19 protein-coding genes are annotated in these 21474 nt (G+C 60.0%); 3 read left to right on the forward strand and 16 right to left on the reverse strand.

All coding sequences use genetic code 11. The features are described from left to right. Positions 1 to 146 precede the first annotated feature (146 nt). The 16 genes from SBC1_RS12540 to gyrA all read right to left on the reverse strand — a co-directional run bounded on the left by SBC1_RS12540 (position 147) and on the right by gyrA (position 18381). A complete protein-coding gene (locus SBC1_RS12540; RefSeq protein ID WP_165092243.1) occupies positions 147 to 470 on the reverse strand; it encodes a helix-hairpin-helix domain-containing protein in 324 nt (107 codons plus the stop codon). Positions 471 to 544: 74 nt separating this feature from the next. Then, on the reverse strand, positions 545 to 1537 hold the full coding sequence (gene rfaD / locus SBC1_RS12545; protein ID WP_165092244.1) for an ADP-glyceromanno-heptose 6-epimerase: 993 nt from the start codon (positions 1535 to 1537) through the stop codon (positions 545 to 547). 31 nt (positions 1538 to 1568) lie between these two features. Further along, complete coding sequence (gene rfaE1, locus SBC1_RS12550; RefSeq protein ID WP_241201939.1) at positions 1569 to 2558, reverse strand: D-glycero-beta-D-manno-heptose-7-phosphate kinase; 990 nt, start codon at positions 2556 to 2558, stop codon at positions 1569 to 1571. After that, the gene (locus SBC1_RS12555) at positions 2536 to 3927 is read right to left on the reverse strand and encodes a UDP-glucose/GDP-mannose dehydrogenase family protein (RefSeq protein ID WP_165092245.1); all 1392 of its coding nucleotides are present in this window, start codon (positions 3925 to 3927) and stop codon (positions 2536 to 2538) included. The genes rfaE1 and SBC1_RS12555 overlap by 23 nt, the downstream gene beginning before the upstream one ends. A 138-nt stretch (positions 3928 to 4065) precedes the next feature. After that, positions 4066 to 5241 carry a lipopolysaccharide assembly protein LapB gene (gene lapB, locus SBC1_RS12560; RefSeq protein ID WP_165987831.1) on the reverse strand — a complete coding sequence of 392 codons (1176 nt, stop codon included), beginning with the start codon at positions 5239 to 5241 and terminating at the stop codon, positions 4066 to 4068. 86 nt (positions 5242 to 5327) lie between these two features. After that, positions 5328 to 5621, reverse strand: a complete 294-nt coding sequence (locus SBC1_RS12565; RefSeq protein ID WP_165987833.1) for a lipopolysaccharide assembly protein LapA domain-containing protein — start codon at positions 5619 to 5621, stop codon at positions 5328 to 5330. A gap of 380 nt (positions 5622 to 6001) precedes the next feature. Next, entirely contained in the window at positions 6002 to 6340 is a 339-nt protein-coding gene (locus SBC1_RS12570; RefSeq protein WP_165092248.1) for an integration host factor subunit beta, read from the reverse strand. Between the two features lie 21 nt (positions 6341 to 6361). Beyond that, on the reverse strand, positions 6362 to 8077 hold the full coding sequence (gene rpsA, locus SBC1_RS12575) for a 30S ribosomal protein S1 (protein ID WP_031361047.1): 1716 nt from the start codon (positions 8075 to 8077) through the stop codon (positions 6362 to 6364). Positions 8078 to 8275: 198 nt separating this feature from the next. Next, the gene (cmk, locus tag SBC1_RS12580; RefSeq protein ID WP_165987835.1) at positions 8276 to 8950 is read right to left on the reverse strand and encodes a (d)CMP kinase; all 675 of its coding nucleotides are present in this window, start codon (positions 8948 to 8950) and stop codon (positions 8276 to 8278) included. 76 nt (positions 8951 to 9026) lie between these two features. Then, positions 9027 to 10331, reverse strand: a complete 1305-nt coding sequence (gene aroA, locus SBC1_RS12585) for a 3-phosphoshikimate 1-carboxyvinyltransferase (RefSeq protein WP_165092250.1) — start codon at positions 10329 to 10331, stop codon at positions 9027 to 9029. Between the two features lie 28 nt (positions 10332 to 10359). Beyond that, positions 10360 to 11283, reverse strand: coding sequence for a prephenate dehydrogenase/arogenate dehydrogenase family protein (locus tag SBC1_RS12590; RefSeq protein ID WP_165092251.1), 924 nt, complete (start codon positions 11281 to 11283; stop codon positions 10360 to 10362). A gap of 86 nt (positions 11284 to 11369) precedes the next feature. Then, a complete protein-coding gene (gene hisC / locus SBC1_RS12595; RefSeq protein ID WP_165092252.1) occupies positions 11370 to 12485 on the reverse strand; it encodes a histidinol-phosphate transaminase in 1116 nt (371 codons plus the stop codon). Positions 12486 to 12511: 26 nt separating this feature from the next. After that, positions 12512 to 13594, reverse strand: coding sequence for a prephenate dehydratase (gene pheA / locus SBC1_RS12600; protein WP_165987837.1), 1083 nt, complete (start codon positions 13592 to 13594; stop codon positions 12512 to 12514). Positions 13595 to 13660: 66 nt separating this feature from the next. Then, positions 13661 to 14743 carry a 3-phosphoserine/phosphohydroxythreonine transaminase gene (gene serC / locus SBC1_RS12605; RefSeq protein WP_165092254.1) on the reverse strand — a complete coding sequence of 361 codons (1083 nt, stop codon included), beginning with the start codon at positions 14741 to 14743 and terminating at the stop codon, positions 13661 to 13663. Between the two features lie 213 nt (positions 14744 to 14956). Beyond that, a complete protein-coding gene (locus tag SBC1_RS12610; protein WP_165093321.1) occupies positions 14957 to 15559 on the reverse strand; it encodes a DUF2059 domain-containing protein in 603 nt (200 codons plus the stop codon). Positions 15560 to 15678: 119 nt separating this feature from the next. Further along, a complete protein-coding gene (gene gyrA, locus SBC1_RS12615) occupies positions 15679 to 18381 on the reverse strand; it encodes a DNA gyrase subunit A (protein WP_165092255.1) in 2703 nt (900 codons plus the stop codon). Positions 18382 to 19094: 713 nt separating this feature from the next. Between gyrA and ompA the strand changes: the two genes are divergently transcribed. From ompA to gph, 3 genes are all read left to right on the forward strand, one after another. Next, complete coding sequence (gene ompA, locus SBC1_RS12620; protein WP_165092256.1) at positions 19095 to 19748, forward strand: outer membrane protein OmpA; 654 nt, start codon at positions 19095 to 19097, stop codon at positions 19746 to 19748. A gap of 195 nt (positions 19749 to 19943) precedes the next feature. Beyond that, positions 19944 to 20642 (forward strand): bifunctional 2-polyprenyl-6-hydroxyphenol methylase/3-demethylubiquinol 3-O-methyltransferase UbiG, encoded by a 699-nt coding sequence (ubiG, locus tag SBC1_RS12625; protein ID WP_165092257.1) that lies wholly within the window; start codon positions 19944 to 19946, stop codon positions 20640 to 20642. A gap of 77 nt (positions 20643 to 20719) precedes the next feature. Further along, positions 20720 to 21436 carry a phosphoglycolate phosphatase gene (gene gph, locus SBC1_RS12630; RefSeq protein WP_165093324.1) on the forward strand — a complete coding sequence of 239 codons (717 nt, stop codon included), beginning with the start codon at positions 20720 to 20722 and terminating at the stop codon, positions 21434 to 21436. The last annotated feature ends 38 nt before the right edge of the window (positions 21437 to 21474 follow it).

A 21474-nucleotide genomic window follows, 5' to 3' on the forward strand; every position in this document is an offset into this window, starting at 1 on the left:
GCAGCAATCCGGCACTGAATCCGACCACGAACCCTGAACCCTGGCATCAACCCCACCCAACCCCCGCCAAACAGAACCCCGAGTGCGAACGAAACCCCCAGGGCGCATCAAGTCGACCGGCGCGCCGACCGATGCGCCATACCGCGTTACTTCTTGACGACGACTGCGCCAGCAACCGGCTTGGCACCGGCAACCGCCGCTGGCGTCCCGGCCGGTCCAATGGTCAGCCCTTCGGCCTGCAAGCGCTCAACCGTCTTGCCGCCCATGCCCTTGACGCGTTTGCTCAGCTCGGCCGCGTCTTTAAACGGACCGTGTGCTTCGCGTTCATCAAGGATGGCTTTCGCCTTGGCCGGCCCAATGCCCTTGATGCCGCGTAACGCATCGGAATTGGCGTTGTTGATATCTACGGCGGCGAACGCCGAACCAATCGATACAGCCAGCGTGAACGCCGCGAGAAGTTTCTTGATCATGTGAGTCTCCCTTGAAAACCGGCCCGCGATGATCGCTGACCGGGAGACCCAGTGTATGAAGATAGAGAATGCTTTTATAGCTGACCGAATAGCCAACGCACGTATCTGTCGACACCTTCCTGAACCGTCAGAAACGGTGCGTCATACCCAGCCTCGCGCAGCTTTGACTGATCAGCCTGCGTGAAGCACTGGTACTTGCCGCGCAACGCGTCAGGGAACGGAATGTACTCAATCAAGCCACGCTGCACCAATTCCGCCAGCGACAACGGCGCTTCGCCATCAATTGCCCGCAGCGAGTTCACCACCGTCGACGCAATGTCGTTGAACGGCTGTGCGCGTCCCGTGCCCAGGTTGAAAATACCCGACGTCTCCGGATGATCGAAGAAGTGCAGATTGACCTTCGTCACGTCTTCCACCGACACGAAATCGCGCGTCTGCTCGCCCGCGCCATACCCGTTGTACTCGCCGAAGAGCTTGACCTTGCCCTCGGCTCGGAACTGGTTGAAGTTGTGGAACGCAACAGACGCCATGCGGCCCTTGTGATTCTCGCGCTGCCCATACACGTTGAAGTAGCGGAAACCAGCAATCTGGGTACGTGCTTTCGGCAGGATCTGGCGCACGATCTGATCGAAGAGGAATTTCGAATAGCCGTACACGTTCAGCGGCTTCTCAACGTCGCGACGCTCCACGAATTCGCTCGATCCGCCATACACCGCCGCCGACGACGCATACAAGAACTGCACGCCCTGCTCCAGGCACGTATCCAGTACGTCACGGCTATAGCGGAAGTTGTTGTCCATCATGTAGCGGCCGTCGGTTTCCATTGTGTCCGAACACGCGCCTTCATGGAAAATCGCTCTGACCTTGCCGAAGTCACCGCGTTTAAAGCGCGCGACGAATTCGGTCTTGTCGAGGTAATCGTCGACTTCGCAATCGACCAGATTCTTGAATTTGTCGGCGCGCGTGAGGTTGTCGACGGCGATCACACGTTGCTCGCCACGCTCGTTGAGCGCCTTGACGATGTTGCTGCCGATAAACCCGGCGGCGCCGGTAACGATGATTGTCATGGTGGTTTTAGCCGCTAAGTCAGCCGAAATGTCAGGCGAAAAGTTCGTTGTAGTCGACGGTCGCCGTGCCCAGCTTCCCGACAACTATTCCCGCTGCACGGTTGGCATAAGCGATACAGTCGACCAGCGGCACACCCGCACCCAGCATGGTTGCAACGGTTGCAATAACCGTGTCGCCGGCACCCGAAACATCATACACTTCACGCGCATCGGCCTGCGTGTGGACCACTTGGCCAGCGGTGAAGAGGGTCATGCCTTCCTCCGACCGGGTAAGCAGTAGCGCGCCGAGATCGAGAGACTCGCGCAGCGCCGTTACGCGTGCGAGCAGATCTTCTTCCGAGCTCCAGCGCCCAACTACTTCGCGCAACTCCGCGCGGTTCGGCGTGATCAGCGTAGCGCCGCGATACCGGTCCCAGTCGTCACCTTTCGGGTCGACCAGCACCGGTTTGCCGGCCCGCTTCGCGTCCGCGATCATTTGCGTCACATGGGTCAGACCGCCTTTCGCGTAATCCGACATCAGGATCACATCGTGTTGCGGCAAGAGTGCCTCAAACCGGGCGAGACACGCGCTCAGGACTTCGTGAGTCGGCGTATTTTCGAAGTCGACTCGCAACAGTTGTTGCTGCCGCGACAGCACGCGAAGCTTGATGGTCGTGAGCAATTCGGGGTCGCGCTCAAGGAACGCCGTGACCCGGCTCTCGCCCAGCAATTCCACAATGCGTTCGCCCGGCTCATCATGCCCGACCACGCACAGCAAGCCCGCCTGCGCGCCCAAGGCAGCCGCGTTGCGCGCCACGTTTGCCGCACCGCCAAGCCGGTCTTCCTTACGCTGCACATGGACGACCGGCACGGGCGCTTCCGGGGAGATGCGGTTCACATCGCCGAACCAATAACGGTCGAGCATCACGTCGCCGACCACCAGCACACGCGCCGACGCTATGCGCGCACGCGGAACCGGCGCAACGGGAGCGTTTAAAGCGCCAACGGGCACCGCAGCATCAGGCGACAGGGAGTTCGACATGGGGACGTCCTATTGCAAAATAGTCGATGCCGAGTTCCGCCATCGTTTCGGGTTCGTACAGGTTGCGGCCATCGAAAATGACCGGCATCTTGAGCTCGCTCTTCAGATGCGCAAAGTCCGGGCTCTTGAACTCCTTCCACTCGGTCACGATCACGAGGGCGTCCGCGCCGGGCAACGCGTCCTTTTGTGAATCGACAAAATGCAGGCGTTCGAGTTGCTGCGGTTTATCGGCGAGATCGAGCGCGAACACGCGGCGGCTTTCCGCCAGCGCCACGGGGTCATACGCGCGCACCGTCGCGCCGCGCTCAAGCAGCGCGCCAATCAGCCGGCGGCTCGACGCCTCGCGCATATCGTCGGTATTAGGCTTGAACGCGAGGCCCCACACGGCGAACGTACGGCCGCGCAAGTCTTCGCCCATGCGCTTCGTGATCTTGCCGACAAGCACTTCCTTTTGCAGATCGTTCACTTCTTCCACGGCTTCGAGAATCCGCAACCGGTGCCCGTTCTCACGCGCCGTCTGCGCCAACGCCTGCACGTCCTTCGGGAAACACGAACCGCCGTAGCCGCAACCGGCGTACAGGAAGTGATACCCGATACGCGGGTCCGAACCAATACCACGACGCACCGCCTCGATATCCGCACCCACGGCATCAGCGAGATTCGACAAATCGTTCATGAACGAGATACGCGTGGCGAGCATGGCGTTCGCCGCGTACTTCGTGAACTCTGCCGAACGCACGTCCATATAGAGCGTACGCTCGTGATTGCGGTTGAACGGCGCGTAGAGGTGCTTGATCTTCTCGCGGGCAATCTCGCCAGCTTCGTCGTCGTCAACACCGAGCACGATGCGGTCGGGGCGCATGAAGTCGTCAACAGCCGCCCCTTCCTTCAGGAATTCCGGATTCGATAAAACCGAAAAACCGTTCCTCCCCGTCGACTCAATTCCGCGGGCCCTCAGTTCCTCTTCAACCACGTTGCGCACGTGCTGGGCTGTGCCGACCGGAACCGTCGATTTATCGACGATCACCTTGAAGCCGTTTGCATAACGCCCGATGTTGCGCGCAGCCTCGAGCACGTACTGCAAGTCGGCAGAACCGTCCTCGTCCGGCGGCGTTCCCACCGCGATGAACTGGATCTCGCCGTGCTCGACGCTTTCCTTGATATCAGTAGAAAAACGGATGCGACCGGCAGCGCGCGTCCGTTTCAGGATCTCGTGCAAGCCCGGTTCGTGGATCGGCACACCGCCGTTATTGAGGATGTCGATCTTGTGTGCATCGACGTCCAGGCACAGCACGTCGTTGCCAATTTCAGCGAGGCACGCGCCGGTCACTAGTCCGACGTAGCCCGTCCCGATGATGGATATTTTCATAAGCGTTCCGGAGAAACCGGTGATGGTCGTTGAATCAGGCCAAAACGGCCGCGGAGTCCGATCGTGTCAAACGTTGCTCGTCCTGGGTGGACCGGGTCACGAAGGACGCACGTGAGTCGGTGGTCACGCAATCCGCATTCAGACGGATGCGGTGATCGGCTCGACGCGGCGTGGCGCATAAGTTTCCCAGCCACTGCAGCCAGGACATTGCCAGTAAAAAAGACGCGCGCGGAAACCGCAATTCTGACACGTGTAGCGCGGCAGGTTCTTGGTCCGTTGCCTGACGAGCGTGCGCATCAGTTCGAGTTCGCTGCGACGCGGTTCCTCGGCCGTGGCCACTTGCGCTTCCAGCAGCCGCGTCATGCCCGCAACGTTCGGCGATGTCTGCATCTGTTGCCGCGCAAGCGCGTGGGCCGCGTCCATTCCGCGCAATTGGGAGACGTGCTTGAACGCCACGTCGAGCAGATCGTTCGACGGATAGCGATTCACGTAATCAACCAGCAAATCGACGCCTTCAGCCGTGCGGCCGAGTTGTTCGTAAGCCTGCACCAGCTTTTCCGCCACCAACGGCAGATAAGCCGCGTTCTGCTCTTCCACGCGACGCCAGCACGTGATGGCCGACTCCAGATCGCCCCCGGCGGCATCCACATCGCCAACCAGGATGGTCGCGCGCACGTTGTCGGGATTGGCCGCGAGCGCAAGCTTCAGTTCCGCGCGGGCGTCTGTCGGGTTCTTACGCTGCAGCGCCTCCTGCGCGAGTTCGCAATAGAAATGGGCGACTTCCTTTTCAAGCGTCGCCGCGCCCATTTCCTGGATACGGCCAGCGGTTGCAATCGACTTGTTCCAGTCTTTCTCGATCTCGTAGATGGTCAGCAAAGCCCGTTGCGCGCCGAGCGCATATTCGCCCGCTTCGAGCGACCGGAACGTTTCCTCGGCGCGATCCAGCAGACCCGCCTTCAGGAAATCCTGGCCGAGTTCGAACAGCGCGTGATCGCGTTCGGCGACGGGCAGATCAGCCCGGCTCAGCAGGTTCTGATGCACGCGAATGGCGCGATCCGTCTCACCACGGCGGCGAAAGAGATTACCGAGCGCAAAGTGCAATTCGATGGTTTCAGGATCGAGCTTCGCAACTTCGATAAAGGCGTCGATGGCCTTGTCGTGTTGCTCGTTCAGCAGGAAATTGAGGCCGCGAAAATACGAGCGCGGCAGATTCGCGTTTTCGGACAGCAGCGTTTTCAGGTCATAGCGCGATGCAATCCAGCCGAGAGCGAACGCGACCGGAATGACAAGCAGCCACCAGAAGTCTAAATCCATGCGAATTCTTGGAAAGGGTTAAGGGCCAGCGCGCGGTGCCAGAAGCGGGCACCCGGCCGCACTGGCGCTGGGCCAGTCAGATCAGATCAGATCAGCGGCGGCATAGGCGGTTCCATCGGCACGACGGGGGCATCGCGCGCCGTGCGCAGTTCGCGTTTGAGCCGGGCATTTTCCATCCGCAGGCGAAATAACGACGGCAGCGACGAGAGCAGTCCAGCCAGCAAACCGACGACAAAAAACGCCAGGCCGATCAGGATCAGCGGTGCTTGCCAGAAGTAGCCGGCGAGAAAATTGAGCGTCGCGCTTTGCGTATTGGCCAACGCCAGCACGAGCAGGAGCACGAAAACCAGTACACGGATCAGCCAGACAAAAAATTTCATAAGGGTCTCTTTGACGGCAATAGCGGAACGACGCAGGAGGCAACGCGGGCGGCGGGTATGACACCGATATTCCACGCGATATCCCCCGAGGGACGCAAAGCGTGGGCCACGCTGCCTTGGTCGTTGGCGTCCGGTATTGTAATTGAAGCGTATGAGGCAATGCGCAACGGCTTGGACGTTAGGCCGATCAGCAGGAGGTTTGCGGCAATTTACCGCCTTACGATGACACAAAAAATAATATAAACGAACGAACGTGCAGGGCGGCAATTCTATAAGCGTGCATCTGGTCGAGGCATAAAAAAAGCACCCTTGCGGGTGCTTTTTCCGGTCATTTGCCTCTGGCTGACAGCCGCTTGATGCGGGGTGAACTCGGACGCACGTCAAGCATCGTCGTCTTCGTCGCTGTCCGCTTCATTCGACTGCTTCAGCGGCTCGCCCGCGCGGCCGTCTACCCGTTCGCGCAACTCCTTGCCCGGCTTGAAGTGAGGTACGAATTTCTCCGGTACCAGCACCTTCTCCCCCGACTTGGGATTGCGTCCAACGCGCGACGGTCGACGATTGAGGCCGAAACTGCCGAAGCCGCGAATTTCGATGCGATGGCCGTTGGCCAAAGCGTCCGACATCGCATCGAGCATCGTCTTCACCGCGAAATCCGCATCTTTAAGAACAAGTTGCGGAAATCGCAGCGCCAGTTGGGCGACCAATTCCGATTTGGTCATGCTGCAGCAGTGCCTTGCGGCTTAGCCGTTCTGGCCGTCGAGCTTGGCTTTCAACAGCGCGCCAAGGTTCGTCGTGCCGGTTGCAGCCGTGCTCGAGTCAGCCGAAGCCAGACCACGGATAGCTTCCTGTTGCTCAGCCGAATCCTTGGCCTTGATCGACAGGTTGATGCCACGCGACTTGCGATCGATGTTGATGATCATCGCGTTGACCTTGTCGCCTTCCTTCAACACGTTGCGAGCATCTTCCACGCGGTCCTGAGCGATTTCCGACGCGCGGAGATAACCTTCCACGTCTGCCGTCAACGTCACGACTGCACCCTTCGCGTCAACCGACTTGACCACGCCGTCAACCGTCGCGCCCTTGTCGTTCATTGCCACGAAGTTGCTGAACGGATCGCCTTCGAGTTGCTTGATACCCAGCGAAATGCGTTCCTTCTCGACATCGATGCCCAGAACGATAGCCTGGACTTCGTCGCCCTTCTTGTACTTGCGAACAGCTTCTTCGCCCGTTTCGCTCCACGACAGGTCCGAGAGGTGAACCAGACCGTCGATGCCGCCCGGCAAACCGATGAACACGCCGAAGTCGGTGATCGACTTGATGGCGCCTTCCAGCTTGTCGCCCTTCTTGAAGTTGCGGCTGAAGTCGTCCCACGGGTTCGGCTTGCACTGCTTCATGCCGAGGCTGATACGGCGGCGGTCTTCGTCGATTTCGAGAACCATGACTTCGACTTCGTCGCCAAGTTGCACAACCTTCGACGGTGCAACGTTCTTGTTCGTCCAGTCCATTTCCGACACGTGGACCAGGCCTTCGATGCCCGATTCCACTTCGACGAATGCGCCGTAGTCGGTGATGTTCGTAACCTTACCGAACAGGCGCGTGCCCGACGGGTAACGGCGGGAAATGCCTTCCCACGGATCGTCGCCGAGTTGCTTGATACCCAGCGAAACGCGGTTCTTCTCTTGGTCGAACTTGAGGATCTTCGCGGTAACTTCCTGGCCAACCGACAGCACTTCGCTCGGGTGACGCACACGACGCCATGCGATGTCCGTGATGTGCAGCAAGCCGTCGATACCGCCGAGGTCCACGAATGCGCCGTAGTCCGTGATGTTCTTGACCACGCCTTCCACGATCGCGCCTTCCTTCAGCGTTTCGAGCAGCTTTGCGCGCTCTTCGCCTTGGGTAGCTTCGATCACAGCGCGGCGTGACAACACAACGTTGTTACGCTTGCGGTCGAGCTTGATCACGCGGAATTCAAGCGTCTTGCCTTCGTACGGGGTCGTGTCCTTGACCGGACGCGTATCAACCAGCGAACCCGGCAGGAACGCGCGGATGCCGTTGACCATGACGGTCATGCCGCCCTTGACCTTGCCCGTGATCGTGCCGGTCACGAGTTCGTTGTTGTCGAGCGCTTTTTCCAGCGACAGCCACGAAGCCAGACGCTTCGCCTTGTCACGCGACAGGATGGTGTCGCCATAACCGTTTTCCAGGGCGTCAATAGCCACGGAAACAAAGTCGCCCGCCTGCACTTCTACCTCGCCCGCGTCGTTCAGGAACTCTTCGAGCGGGATGTAGGCTTCGGACTTGAGACCAGCGTTGACGACCACGAAATTGTGGTCGACGCGCACGACTTCGGCGGAAATAACTTCACCCGCACGCATGTCCTGCTTGGTCAACGACTCTTCGAACAGAGCCGCAAAAGATTCGGTAATCGGGGTAGATGTTTGCAGGTCGGACATAAAAATCTATAGTTGCGCAGCTGCTTCGCGATGCCTGCCCGAACTGTTCGGGCCGATGACAAAAAAGGCGAGTGCCACACGGGGTTGAGGGGTTAAAACACGCTCCATGTTTCTCATGGAGCTCCAAAACAAAGCCGCCAAATGGTGGCTTTTTCCAGCAATTGCAACAAAATTGCAACGAACACCACGCGAATTGCATTAAATCAACTGAAACCAACCGATGATCTGATCGACCGCCTGGTCGATGGATAACCCGGAGGTGTCCAGCGTCTTCGCGTCCACTGCAGGCTTGAGCGGCGCGGCTACACGGTTACTGTCCCGTGCGTCCCGCTCGCGCAAATCTCTCAGCAAGTCCTCCATATTAGCAGAAAAGCCTTTTTGTATCAATTGCTTATGCCGCCGCGCAGCCCGCGCTTCAACGCTGGCCGTGAGAAACACCTTGAGCGTTGCATCGGGAAAAATAACGGTGCCCATGTCGCGGCCGTCGGCAACCAGCCCCGGAGGCTTGCGGAACGCACGCTGGCGCGCAATCAGCGCTGTCCTAACCTGGCCGTGGACGGCAATCGCCGATGCGCGGTTGCCGATTTCCTCGGCACGAATTTCCGTCGATACATCCACGCCGTCGAGCTGCGCGCAGCCTTCCCGGAACGTGATGTGGAGTGTTGCGACGAGTTCGGCGAGCGCGTCGCCGTCCTCGGGTTCAATGTTGTAGCGCGTGCTCGCGAGCGCGGTGAGCCGGTACAGCGCGCCGCTATCGAGTAAATGGAAGCCGAGCGTGGCGGCGACTGATGCGGCGACTGTGCCTTTGCCCGAAGCCGTCGGGCCGTCAATGGTGATAACCGGAGTCTGGTGAAAGGGACGAGTGGGTTTCATCGGAGACGTCCGGATCGGCGAGCGGCTGCGCGCGGGGTCGGGGCTTTCATCACGATATTTATATTAGTCATGGCCATCAGGCCTTCGCGAGCTTGGCGAACTGCTCGAAGTAATCGGGGAAGGTCTTGCCGACGCATTTCGGGTCGTTAATACGCACCGGCACGCCACCCAGGCTCACGAGCGAGAAACACATGGCCATGCGGTGATCGTCGTAGGTGTCGATAGCGGCATTCGGCGTCAACGCGGCCGGCGGCGTGACCACCAGGTAATCCGCGCCCTCCTCGATCGTCGCGCCGACCTTGCGCAGCTCCGTGGCCATGGCGGCAATCCGGTCCGTCTCCTTCACGCGCCAGCTCGCAATATTGCGCAGCGTGGTCGTGCCGGTGGCGAACAGCGCGGCCACCGCAATGGTCATGGCGGCGTCCGGGATCAGGTTGAAATCCATGTCGATGGCCATCAGCTTGCCGTCGTCGGATTCCACGCCGCGCACTTCAATCCAGTCATCGCCCAGCATGACGTTCGCGCCCATGCGGATCAGCGCATCCGCGAAATTCACGTCGCCCTGGATGCTCGCGCGGCCCACGCCTTCCACTCGCAGCGGACCGCCGCCCAGCGCGCCGGCCGCGAGGAAATACGACGCCGACGACGCATCGCCTTCCACCGCGATCGTGCCCGGCGACGCGTAGCGCGCGCCGGCCGGCAGCGTAAAACTCTTCCAGCCGTCGCGTTCGACGGTCATCCCGAAACGCTCCATCAGCTTGATCGTGATGTCGATATACGGCTTCGAAATCAGCTCGCCGTCCACTTCCACGACAATCGGGCCGCGTGTGTTCCGCGCCAGCGGCAAGCTCATCAGCAACGCGGTCAGGAACTGGCTGGAGACGTCGCCACGCACGCGGATCGGTTGATCGACGGCAATGTCAGCCGGGTGAATCCGCAGCGGCGGGAAACCCTCGTTCGCTTCGTAATCTATCTTTGCGCCAATCTGGCGCAGGCCGTCGACGAGATCGCCGATCGGCCGTTCGTGCATGCGCGGCACGCCATGCACGCGATACTCACCGCCGTTCAGCGCGAGCGCAGCCGTGAGCGGACGCACCGCGGTGCCTGCATTACCGAGAAAGAGCTCCGCCGATTTCACCGGAAAGCGACCGCCGGTGCCTTTCACGACACAGCGCTCGCCATCGTTTTTCACCTCGACGCCCAACGTATTGAGCGCCGCGAGCATCACGCGGGTGTCGTCGGAATCGAGCAGGTTCGTGATTACCGTCTCGCCCTCAGCCAGCGCGGCAAGCAGCAGGACGCGGTTAGAAATGCTCTTCGACCCGGGCAGTCGGACCGTGCCGGACGCACGCGAAAAAGGTCCGAGATCGAGGTGTTCCATGATTAAGTCCAGTTAGCTATTGCGCGAATTATTGCGCGGATTCGTCGGCGGCTTTGATCGCGCCGCCATGTTGCCATTCAGTTCGCGCCGTACGCGAGCGCTCGAAGGCAGCTTCGAGCGCGGCTCCGTTGGAGGTGTCGATGGCCTCGCGAAAACGCGCCAGCACGTTGGTATACGCGTCGATTTCGGTCAACAGCGCCGTCCGGTTCGCGATGCACACGTCGCGCCACATTTCCGGACTCGACGCCGCGATCCGCGTGAAATCGCGGAACCCGCCGGCGGCGAACGAAAACTTGAGCGCCGCGTCGGGCGCTTGCAGAATCATCTCGACCAGCGCGAACGACAACACGTGCGGCAAATGGCTCACCGACGCGAGCACGCTGTCGTGCTGCTCGGCAGTCATTCGATGCACGCTCGCGCCGGTCGCAAGCCACATCTCGGCGACGCGCTCCACTACATCCGGCGAATTCTCCGGCAACGGGCACAGCACGACATTGCGATCGACATAGAGATCAGGTATTGCGGCGTCCGGTCCACTTGATTCCCGGCCGGCGATCGGATGGCCGGGCACGAACTGCGCAGCGCGTTCGCCCAGCGCCGCACGCGCCGCCGCGACGACGTCATTTTTTGTGCTACCGACATCGGTGACGATGGTACTGACGCCCAGAAACGGCGCAATCCGCCGCAGCAGCGGCTCGGTTTGCGCAACCGGCGCGGCAACGAGCACGAAGTCGGCGTCGCGCAGCGCGAGTTCCAGCGCGCGGTCGTCGTCGAGAGACACAGCCGAATCGATCACACCGAGTTCCAGTGCGCGCTCGACAGTCTTTATCGAGCGCCCGACGCCTACGACTTCGCCCGTCGCGCCAGCACGTTCGCGCAAAGCGCGCGCGAGTGATCCGCCGATCAGGCCGACACCAAAAATGACGATTTTATTGAAAGAGAACGCGGCCACGAGACATCGATAAAAACGCGCCTTTCGGCGCGAGGGTGAACAATCGGAACAGCCCGTGCTTTTTCAGAAACGCACGGGCAAAACAATCAGGCAGTTTCCGCAAGCGACTTTTCGAGCGCCGCGATAAACGCGTCGTTCTCTTCCGGTAAGCCGATCGTGACACGCAGCCACGGCAACAAACCGTAGTTGGCGACCGGGCGCACGATCACGCCTTGCTTGAGCAACGAGAGATTCACGCGTTGCCCGGCGGCGTCGTCATTACCCACGCGCACCATCACGAAGTTGCCGTCAGACGGGACATATTCCAGGCCGAGTTTGTCGAAGGCTTCAGTCAGCCGGCGATAACCCGCCGCGTTGATCTCAGCGCTCTTTGCCAGGAATGCGGTGTCCTTCAACGCGGCGATTGCGGCGGCTTGCGCCATCGAATTCACGTTGAACGGTTGGCGCAGGCGATTCAGCAGATCGGTTTGCTCTGGTTGCGCAATGGCGAAACCCACGCGCAATCCAGCCAGCCCGAACGCCTTGGAAAACGTCCGCGACACGAGCAGATTCGGATAACGACGCACCCATTCGATGGAATCGTAGCGCTTCTCCTTCGACAGATATTCCGTGTACGCCTCGTCCAGCACGATCGCCACGTGACGCGGCACGCGTGCGATGAACGCCTCGAGCGTCCGGCCATCGATAAACGTGCCCGTCGGGTTATTCGGATTAGCGACGAACACGAGACGCGTGTCGTCTTCGATGGCAGCGAGCATCGCCTCAAGATCGTGACCGTACTTCACGGCCGGCACGACGATCGCACGCGCGCCCAGACCCTGCGTGGCAAGTGCGTAGACCGCGAACGAGTATTGCGCATAGACAATCGATTGCCCCTTCTCGACGAACGCATGCGCGGCGATTTCGAGGATGTCGTTGCTGCCGTTGCCCAGCGTGATCCATTCCGGCGGCACGCCATAACGCTCGCTCAACGCGGCCTTCAGGTCGAAACCGTTCGAGTCCGGATAACGGCCGAGTTCCTCCATGGCTTTCGCCATCGCGAGCTTCGCCGACTCAGGCATGCCGAGCGGATTTTCATTCGACGCGAGCTTCACGATGTCCGCTTCGTTCAGTCCAAATTCACGCGCCACTTCCGAGATCGGCTTGCCGGCAATATAAGGCGCGATCGCGCGCACGTAGGAAGGGCCGAATTGCGATGTCATGTTTTCTCCAGCGGTTTTTAAAGGGCTTAACGAGCGCGCGGGTACGAGCCGAGGATCTTGAGGAACTCGGCCTTTTCGCCCAGCTCCTTGAGCGCAGCGGCGACCGCTGCGTCCTCGCGATGTCCTTCCACGTCGATATAAAAGTAGTATTCCCACGTGCCGACGCGCGCGGGGCGCGACTCGAAACGGGTCATGGACACGCCATGACGTGCCAGCGGTTCCAGCAATTTCAGCAACGCGCCCGGTTCGTTCGCCACCGACACGATCAGCGACGTCTGGTCATACCCGCTCACGCCCGTGCGTTCCTTGCCGATCATCACGAAGCGCGTGCGATTGTGCGGGTCGTCCTGGATCATCGCGCTGACCACGCCGAGTCCGTAATGCGTGGCCGCCCGATCACCCGCGATAGCCGCAATGGTCGGGTCGCCCACCGCCAGCCGCGCCGCTTCAGCATTGCTCGATACCGCCTGACGCGCGAGCGTGGGCGCATTCGCCGTCAGCCAGTGTTGGCATTGCGCGAGCGCTTGCGGATGCGCGAACACGCGCGTCACGCCATTGAGCGTGCCGGACGCCGTCAACAGATTGTGGTGAATCGGCAAAGCCAGTTCGCCGCTGATCACCAGCGACGTTTGCAGCAACAGATCCAGCGTGCGCGAGACCGCGCCTTCCGCGGAGTTCTCAACCGGCACCACGCCAAACTCAGCCGCACCGGCTTCAACCGAACGAAACACTTCGTCGATGGAAGGACACGGCACGCCTTCAATGGAATGTCCGAAATACTCGAACATTGCCTGCTCGCTGTAGGTCCCGACCGGACCGAGATACGCGGCGCGCAGCGTCTGCTCAAGCGCGCGGCTCGCGGCCATGATCTCGCGCCAGATCGAGCTGATGTGATCGTCGGCGAGTGGCCCTTCGCTCATTTCCTGAAGCCGCGCGATCACCTGCAACTCGCGCTCGGGGCGAAACACCGGCGCGTTGAAATGCTTCTTCACCTCGCCCACTTCGAGCGCCACGGCGGCGCGCTGGTTCAGGAGCGCGATCAGCTGCGCGTCGAGTGCGTCGATGCGTTCGCGCAGCGGTATGAGTCGTGAATTAAGGTCGTCGTCCATGCGTTGTATGAGATGAGTCGATCCGGCTTGGGTACCCAAGCATCGGATGGGAGGCCAGGCCCGATTTCAGGCGCTGGCCTGCTCGAATTCCTTCATATATTCAACGAGCGTCTTCACCGCTTCGAGCGGCACCGCGTTATAGATGGACGCGCGCATGCCGCCGACCGACTTGTGGCCTTTCAGCTGCAGCAGGCCACGCGCTTTCGCGCCGGCCAGGAATGCTTCGTTACGGGATTCGTCGGCGAGAAAGAACGGTACGTTCATCCTCGAGCGCGACTGACGCTCGACTTTGTTCAGATAGAAACTGCTGGCGTCGATGGCGTCGTACAGCAGCGTCGACTTTTCGATACTGCGTGCTTCCATGGCTTCCAGGCCGCCCTGCTTTTTCAGCCACTGGAACACCAGGCCCGCAATGTAGATGGCGTAGGTAGGCGGCGTGTTGTACATGGAATTGTTCGCGGCGACCGTCTTCCATTCGAACGCCGACGGGCAGATCCCCAACGCGCGGTCGAGCAGATCCTCGCGCACGATCACGACCGTCACGCCTGCCATGCCAATGTTTTTCTGCGCGCCGCCGAACAGCACGCCATATTTCGCGATGTCCATGGGGCGGGAAAGAATGTGCGACGACGCGTCGGCGACCAGCGGCACCGAACCGAGATCGGGAATCTCAAAGGTCTCGACACCGTCAATTGTTTCGTTCGTGCAGATGTGGACGTAGGCCGGATCGTCGGAAAGATGCCATTCGGCGATCCTCGGCACATGCGTGAAACCCTGCTCCGTCTTGCCGTTTGCAGCAATGTGGGGCGTGCCGTACTTCTGCGCTTCCTTGAACGATTTCTGCGACCACGAGCCGGTCACAACGAAGTCCGCGGTTTTACGCGCACCCAGCATGTTCAGCGGGACGATCGCGTTCTCGCCTATGCCGCCGCCCTGCAGGAACAGAATCCTGTGCGACGCGGGCACTTTCAGCAGATCGCGAAGATCAGTGAGCGCGGCTTCATGGATCGACATGAACTCAGCGCCGCGATGGCTCATTTCCATCACACTCATGCCGCTACCGTGCCAATCGAGCATTTCGTCGGCGGCTTGACGGAGTACTTCTTCGGGCATTGCTGCAGGACCAGCGGAGAAATTGAACACGCGCATCTGATAAACACCCCGAAAAGCCGGACGCGGTAAAGAGGACGCTAGCAGACAACGCCAGCGCGAACGGAACGCTGAATAACGCCTGAACCACGCCACGAAAAAGAAATGGCTGTTTGCGTCTGAACGCAAACAGCCATTATCGCACCGTCCCAAAAACCCGCCAAACTACAACCGCGTGAGCGGCGGCGGGCGGCGGGTTCTGGCAGCCTTAGCTTACTTCGGCTTGACAGCAGCCACTTCCTTGTCCGCTTGCGCGCGGGTGGCCTTGATCGATTGCGGCATGTACTTCTGCATCAGACCGTTCACCACGTCACGACCAACCTGGTCTTGAACCTGGATGAACTTGCGACCCGTCGGGCTCTTGTAGAACGTCGTCAGGTCTTTGATTTCAGACGTCGTGTAGTACTTCGCGTACGCGTCGTACTGAGCCTGCATGGCGTCCTGACGGAACGAGTCGGTCGCGAAGACCTGACCTGCCGAATCAACCAGCTTCGGTACCGTGTCCTTCTGGAGCTGAGGAACGGCGGCCTGCTTCTGCTTGTCGTTCATCGTCTTGTTTTCGCTCAACGCGTCGGACAGGATGGCCGGAACCAGTTGCTTCGACTGCATTTGTGCGCTGTTACCAATGGCGCCGACGAGCTTTTGCGCGTCGATTGCGTCCAGCAGGTCCTTGATCGCAGCTTGCTTCGCCGGATCCGGTGCCGCTGTGGCTGCGTCTGCAGCCGGCGTCGTAGCTTGGCTCTGGAGCGATTGAGCCGATGCGAAAGCCGGTACCAAAGCAGCCAGCAACATCCATTGTTTAAACTGTTTTTGCATCATTACTCCCTTAAAAAATTTTTTCTTCCATCGCTGCGCGACTCGGCATTTGCTCAAGTCGCGCAGCTTATCCATTCAAGCTTTCAGAAACAGAACGGGCGCTGGACGCGGACATTCGGTCAGGACGTGCCGTCCTCATCACCTTCCGGCGTGTCGTCCGGCGTGTCGCCTGCGTCAACGTCATCAGCCGCAGTGCTGGCCGATGGTTCGCCAGCGTCGTTTGCCTCGCCCGCTTCACCTTCCAGATCGGCGTCGAGTTCGACTGCCACTTCCGCCTCGGCGATATGCTGCAAGCCGGACAGCTTCGTGCCGTCATCAAGACTGATGAGTGTAACACCTTGGGTTGCACGGCCCATTTCACGGATCTCCGACACCCGCGTGCGAATCAGCACGCCAGTATTGGTGATCAGCATGATCTCGCTTTCCGGCTCGACGAGCGTTGCGGCGACTACCTTGCCGTTACGTTCTGACGTCTGGATAGCGATCATGCCCTTCGTGCCACGGCCGTGACGCGTGTATTCGTCAATCGGCGTGCGCTTGCCGAAGCCGTTCTCGGTCGCGGTCAGCACTGACTGGTTTTCACCGCCCGCCACGAGCAACGCAATAACCTGCTGCCCTTCTTCCAGTTGCATGCCGCGCACGCCACGGGCTTCGCGGCCCATTGCGCGCACGTCGTTTTCGTCGAAACGCACCGCCTTACCCGAATCCGAGAACAGCATCACGTCATGCTGGCCGTCGGTAATCGCTGCACCGATCAGGAAATCGCCGTCGTCCAGGCCAACTGCAATGATGCCCTTGCGCAGCGGCCGGCTGAAGGCTTCCAGTGGCGTTTTCTTGACCGTACCCAATGAAGTCGCCATAAAGACGTATTTATCGGCGGAGAATTCCTTGATCGGCAGCACGACGTTGATCTTCTCGCCGTCTTGCAGCGGGAACATGTTCACGATCGGCCGGCCGCGCGAATTCCGCGAACCCTGCGGCACTTCGTAGACCTTGATCCAGTAAACACGGCCACGGTTCGAGAAACACAGCATGTGGTCATGCGTATTCGCGATGAACAGCGTGTCGATCCAGTCGTCTTCCTTCATCTGCGTGGCCTGCTTGCCGCGCCCGCCACGCTTTTGCGCGCGATACTCGGACAGCGGCTGCGACTTCACGTAGCCGGTATGCGACATGGTCACGACCATTTCCTGCGGCGTGATCAGATCTTCGGTGTTCAGCTCGGTGGCATTCAGTTCGATGCGCGAACGGCGGTCGTCGCCGAATTCCGCACGAATGGACGCCAGTTCTTCCACGATGATCGCGCGAATCCGCTCCGGCCGCGCCAGGATGTCGAGCAAGTCGGCGATTTGCGCCATCACTTCCTTGTACTCGCCAACAATCTTGTCCTGCTCGAGCCCGGTCAGGCGTTGCAGACGCATTTGCAGAATTTCCTGCGCCTGGACGTCGGACAGCTTGTACAAGCCGTCGGCCTGCATGCCGTACGCCGGATTCAGCCCTTCCGGCCGATATGCCTGACGCCCGCCCGATTCCTCGGTTTCGGCGCGCGACAGCATTTCGCGCACGATTTCCGAGTCCCAGGCGTTGTTCATCAAGTCCTGCTTCGCGATCGGCGGAGTCGGCGCGGCCTTGATGATGCGGATGAATTCGTCGATATTCGCCAGCGCCACCGCCAGGCCTTCCAGCACGTGGCCACGATCCCGCGCCTTGCGCAGTTCGTATACTGTGCGCCGCGTCAGCACTTCCCGCCGATGCGACAGGAAACACTCCAGCATTTGCTTCAGGTTCAAGAGGCGCGGCTGGCCGTCGACCAGCGCGACCATGTTGATGCCGAACGTGTCCTGAAGCTGCGTCATCTTGTACAGATTGTTCAGCACCACTTCCGGCACTTCGCCGCGCTTCAGTTCGACCACCACGCGCATGCCGCTCTTGTCGGATTCGTCGCGGATGTCCGAGATGCCTTCGATCTTCTTCTCGTTCACCAGCTCGGCAATGCGCTCAAGCAACGTGCGCTTGTTCACCTGATACGGAATTTCGTCGACGATGATCGCCATCCGCTGGCCGCGGTCGATCTCTTCGAAGTGCGTGGTCGCGCGCATCACGACGCGGCCGCGACCGGTGCGATACCCGTCCCGTACGCCCGAGACGCCATAAATCACGCCGGCCGTCGGGAAATCCGGGGCCGGAACGATCTCGATCAGCTCGTCGATGGTCGTGTCGGGGTTGTTCAGCAGATGCATGCAGGCATCGACGATTTCGCGCAGGTTGTGCGGCGGAATATTCGTCGCCATACCCACGGCAATGCCGGCCGAGCCATTGATCAGCAGATTGGGAATACGCGCAGGCAGAACCAGCGGCTCACTTTCGCTGCCGTCGTAGTTCGGGCCGAAGTCGACCGTTTCCTTGTCAATGTCCGCGAGCAACTCATGGCCGATCTTCGCCATGCGGATTTCGGTGTATCGCATGGCGGCGGCGTTGTCGCCGTCGACCGAACCGAAATTGCCTTGTCCGTCGACCAGCATGTAGCGCAGCGAGAACGGTTGCGCCATCCGCACGATGGTGTCGTAGACCGACTGGTCGCCGTGCGGGTGATATTTACCGATGACGTCGCCCACAATACGCGCCGACTTCTTATAGGCGCGATTCCAGTCGTTGTTCAGTTCGTGCATGGAATACAGCGCGCGACGGTGGACTGGCTTGAGGCCGTCGCGGACATCCGGGAGCGCTCGCCCCACGATCACGCTCATCGCGTAATCGAGATATGAGCGGCGCATTTCCTCCTCAAGGGAGATTGGCAGGGTCTCTTTGGCGAATTGATCCATTTATCCGTGTCTTGAACTGTGCGGCGCCGGCGCGGAATAAAAGCCTCTTTTGCGGCGTTTTACCCGGATTCACCGTCGTTTAGCATCGGCATTGCGAACGCAACGCATCACGCGATTCTAACATGCGCGACATCCGCTCCCGGGGCCGGCGCGTATACATAGAGTCGGCAGGGTGCGGATTGCCAAATTAGGGGACAAAGCAGCAGGATCTGGACGGAGCCCGAACGCGAGCCCGGACGATGAGCAGCATGACTCGGACCACAAAAGCAAATCGTTGCGAAAGCTTACAATTTGCCGCACGGAACAAAGTGAAAACGTCAGACTAACCCGCTATCATTCGCCCTCACGGATTTTGACGCCGCCAATTAACGCGCGAAAAACCGTCGAAAAGAATGTATTGAGGTTTTTGGAAAAAGTTCCGGGGTGGCACGCATTGTGCGCAGGTTCGGCACCTATCAAACCCTGCTTTTCCCACGCCCCGTCTTGTTGCGCATGCACCACATAAGGTTGCGGGCGTTGGGGCCCCGGGGATATTTTTATCGTTGCAAGGGAACGATATGGCAAAATGCGAACGCACAAAGTTAGACACTGCTCGAAGTCTACACACAGCGTTTTGTTCCGCGGTAATGTTATACTTCGAGCAATGTATGACTTGTCTTTGTCAACAAGGCTCGCAGTAAACCTGCGGTAATCTCAATTTCGAGAGGAGAAATATGAATAAACTTTCAAAGCTCGCGTTCATTGCAGCTACCGCAGTTATGGCTGCATCGGCTATGGCGCAATCGGTCCCGGCTTCGCGTCAGGCAGTTAATGACAACTGGGTGAACGGCACGGGCGAATACGTGTGGATGAACGGCACGAACGAGCTTTGCTGGCGTGACGCGTTCTGGACCCCGGCAACGGCCAACGCAAAGTGCGATGGCGCGCTGGTAGCCCAGGCACCGCAACCGCCGGTCGCTCCGCCGGTTGCTCCGGTCATCCAGAGCCAGAAGATTACGTACCAAGCTGACGCTCTGTTCGACTTCGACAAGGCTATCCTGAAGCCGGCTGGCAAGGAAAAGCTTGACGATCTCGCATCGAAGATTGGCGACCTGAACCTGGAAGTCGTGGTCGCAACGGGTTACACGGACCGTATCGGTTCGGACAAGTACAACGATCGCCTGTCCCTGCGTCGTGCACAAGCTGTCAAGGCATACTTGGTCAGCAAGGGCATCGAAGCCAACCGTATCTATACGGAAGGCAAGGGCAAGCGTAACCCGGTTACCACGGGTTGCAACCAGAAGAACCGCAAGCAACTTATCGCCTGCCTCGCACCGGATCGTCGCGTGGAAGTCGAAGTTGTTGGAACCTCGCGTCAGCCGCAGTAATTCGCGACAGATTGCCGCAGGATCAAAGCCCCGCTTCGGCGGGGCTTTTTTTATGCCCTACGCGTCTTGCTGCATGCCTGGCGCGGCCGACTGCTCGCCCGGGCTGGTCCCTTGCCTCGTTTCACCGGCTCTCGCCACCGCCTATATACTTGGTGCTTGACCGTTTCCGACCTTATGTTTCAAGGCTATGCGCACATGATCAATGCCGATCCCCACGAGCTTCAAAAATTCAGCGAGCTGGCTCACCGCTGGTGGGACCCGAATGCGGAGTTCAAGCCGCTGCACGAACTCAATCCGGTACGACTCGACTGGATCGACGCTCATGCACATCTGCCGGGCAAACGCGCGCTGGATATCGGTTGTGGCGGCGGCATCCTGTCTGAATCGATGGCCGTGCGTGGCGCCAAGGTGAAAGGCGTGGATTTGTCGTCGAGCGCGCTGGGCGTGGCTGACCTGCATAGCCTGGAAAGCGGCGTTGAGGTGGAATACGAGGAGATTGCTGCCGAGACGCTGGCGGCGCGGGAACCCGGCACCTATGACGTGGTGACCTGCATGGAGATGCTTGAGCATGTGCCGGACCCCGCGGGGATCGTGCAGGCGTGCGCAACGCTCGTCAAACCCGGTGGCTGGGTGTTTTTCTCCACGCTCAACCGTAATGCCAAGGCGTATTTGTTCGCGGTGATCGGCGCGGAATACATTGCCCGTATGCTGCCGCGCGGCACGCACGATTACTCGCGTTTCATCAAGCCGTCAGAACTTGCGCAATACGTGCGTTCCGCGCAACTTGATATCGTCGAGATCAAGGGGATTACCTACCGGCCGCTCAGCAAGCACTTCGGCCTCTCTAACGACTCCAGCATCAACTATCTGATGGCTTGCCGCCGTGTTGCCTGACGGGAACAGACATGACCGATCGCCCAAGTGACGCCGACCCCACGCCTCCGAGCGTCATCGAACCTGTACGGACTTTCATGAGCGACGACCCGACGCCGCTGCCCCAGCATCAGATTGACAAGAGGCGGCTCAAGCTTTGCCACGCGGTGCTGTTCGACCTCGATGGAACCATCGCCGACACCGCGCCCGACCTCGTTGCAGCGGTCAACAAGATGCGGCACGACCGCGGGCTTGAAATGCGACCGCTGGAAATTTTACGGCCGCTGGCGTCGGCGGGCGCGCGCGGCCTGTTGGGCGGCGCGTTCGAGATCGGTCCGGAGCATCCGGATTACGCGTCCATGCGCGAGGAGTTTCTCGCCAACTACGAAGCGGATTTGTGTATCGAGACGACGCTGTTTCCGGGTATCGACGAATTGCTCAATCAACTCGATGCACGCGGCGTGCGCTGGGGCATTGTGACCAATAAGGCGACGCGGCTGGCTGAACCGCTAGTGGCGCTGCTGGGACTGGCTGAGCGCTCGGCCTGTCTTGTTTGCGGCGATACCACCCCGCATTCGAAGCCGCATCCCGCGCCGTTGCTTCATGCCGCAGAATTAATGGAAGAGGCGCCAGAGCGTGTGGTGTACGTAGGTGACGACCTGCGCGACGTCCAGGCCGGTTTCGCGGCCGGCATGGTCACGGTGGCGGCCGCCTACGGTTACTGCGGGACGGACTTGCCGCCCAACCGGTGGCATGCGGATCACGTGGTGGAAACGACAATTGAGTTGCAACATCTGCTACGCGACGTGCAATAACGCGTATCGATGCATAGTGACGGCTGCGGCTTTCTGAT

Source organism: Caballeronia sp. SBC1, assembly GCF_011493005.1.
Classification (GTDB): Bacteria; Pseudomonadota; Gammaproteobacteria; order Burkholderiales; family Burkholderiaceae; genus Caballeronia.

Bases quoted from the DNA above. Each gene is read 5' to 3' on its own strand.
- lapB (WP_165987831.1), bottom strand. From the start codon at position 5,241: ATGGATTTAGACTTCTGGTGGCTGCTTGTCATTCCGGTCGCGTTCGCT.
- hisC (WP_165092252.1), bottom strand. From the start codon at position 12,485: ATGACATCGCAATTCGGCCCTTCCTACGTGCGCGCGATCGCGCCTTAT.
- SBC1_RS12555 (WP_165092245.1), bottom strand. From the start codon at position 3,927: ATGAAAATATCCATCATCGGGACGGGCTACGTCGGACTAGTGACCGGC.
- gyrA (WP_165092255.1), bottom strand. From the start codon at position 18,381: ATGGATCAATTCGCCAAAGAGACCCTGCCAATCTCCCTTGAGGAGGAA.
- gph (WP_165093324.1), top strand. From the start codon at position 20,720: ATGAGCGACGACCCGACGCCGCTGCCCCAGCATCAGATTGACAAGAGG.
- rfaE1 (WP_241201939.1), bottom strand. From the start codon at position 2,558: ATGTCGAACTCCCTGTCGCCTGATGCTGCGGTGCCCGTTGGCGCTTTA.
- aroA (WP_165092250.1), bottom strand. From the start codon at position 10,331: ATGGAACACCTCGATCTCGGACCTTTTTCGCGTGCGTCCGGCACGGTC.
- serC (WP_165092254.1), bottom strand. From the start codon at position 14,743: ATGCGCGTGTTCAATTTCTCCGCTGGTCCTGCAGCAATGCCCGAAGAA.
- pheA (WP_165987837.1), bottom strand. From the start codon at position 13,594: ATGGACGACGACCTTAATTCACGACTCATACCGCTGCGCGAACGCATC.
- SBC1_RS12540 (WP_165092243.1), bottom strand. From the start codon at position 470: ATGATCAAGAAACTTCTCGCGGCGTTCACGCTGGCTGTATCGATTGGT.
- ubiG (WP_165092257.1), top strand. From the start codon at position 19,944: ATGATCAATGCCGATCCCCACGAGCTTCAAAAATTCAGCGAGCTGGCT.
- SBC1_RS12565 (WP_165987833.1), bottom strand. From the start codon at position 5,621: ATGAAATTTTTTGTCTGGCTGATCCGTGTACTGGTTTTCGTGCTCCTG.
- cmk (WP_165987835.1), bottom strand. From the start codon at position 8,950: ATGAAACCCACTCGTCCCTTTCACCAGACTCCGGTTATCACCATTGAC.
- SBC1_RS12610 (WP_165093321.1), bottom strand. From the start codon at position 15,559: ATGCAAAAACAGTTTAAACAATGGATGTTGCTGGCTGCTTTGGTACCG.
- rfaD (WP_165092244.1), bottom strand. From the start codon at position 1,537: ATGACAATCATCGTTACCGGCGCCGCCGGGTTTATCGGCAGCAACATC.
- ompA (WP_165092256.1), top strand. From the start codon at position 19,095: ATGAATAAACTTTCAAAGCTCGCGTTCATTGCAGCTACCGCAGTTATG.
- SBC1_RS12570 (WP_165092248.1), bottom strand. From the start codon at position 6,340: ATGACCAAATCGGAATTGGTCGCCCAACTGGCGCTGCGATTTCCGCAA.
- rpsA (WP_031361047.1), bottom strand. From the start codon at position 8,077: ATGTCCGACCTGCAAACATCTACCCCGATTACCGAATCTTTTGCGGCT.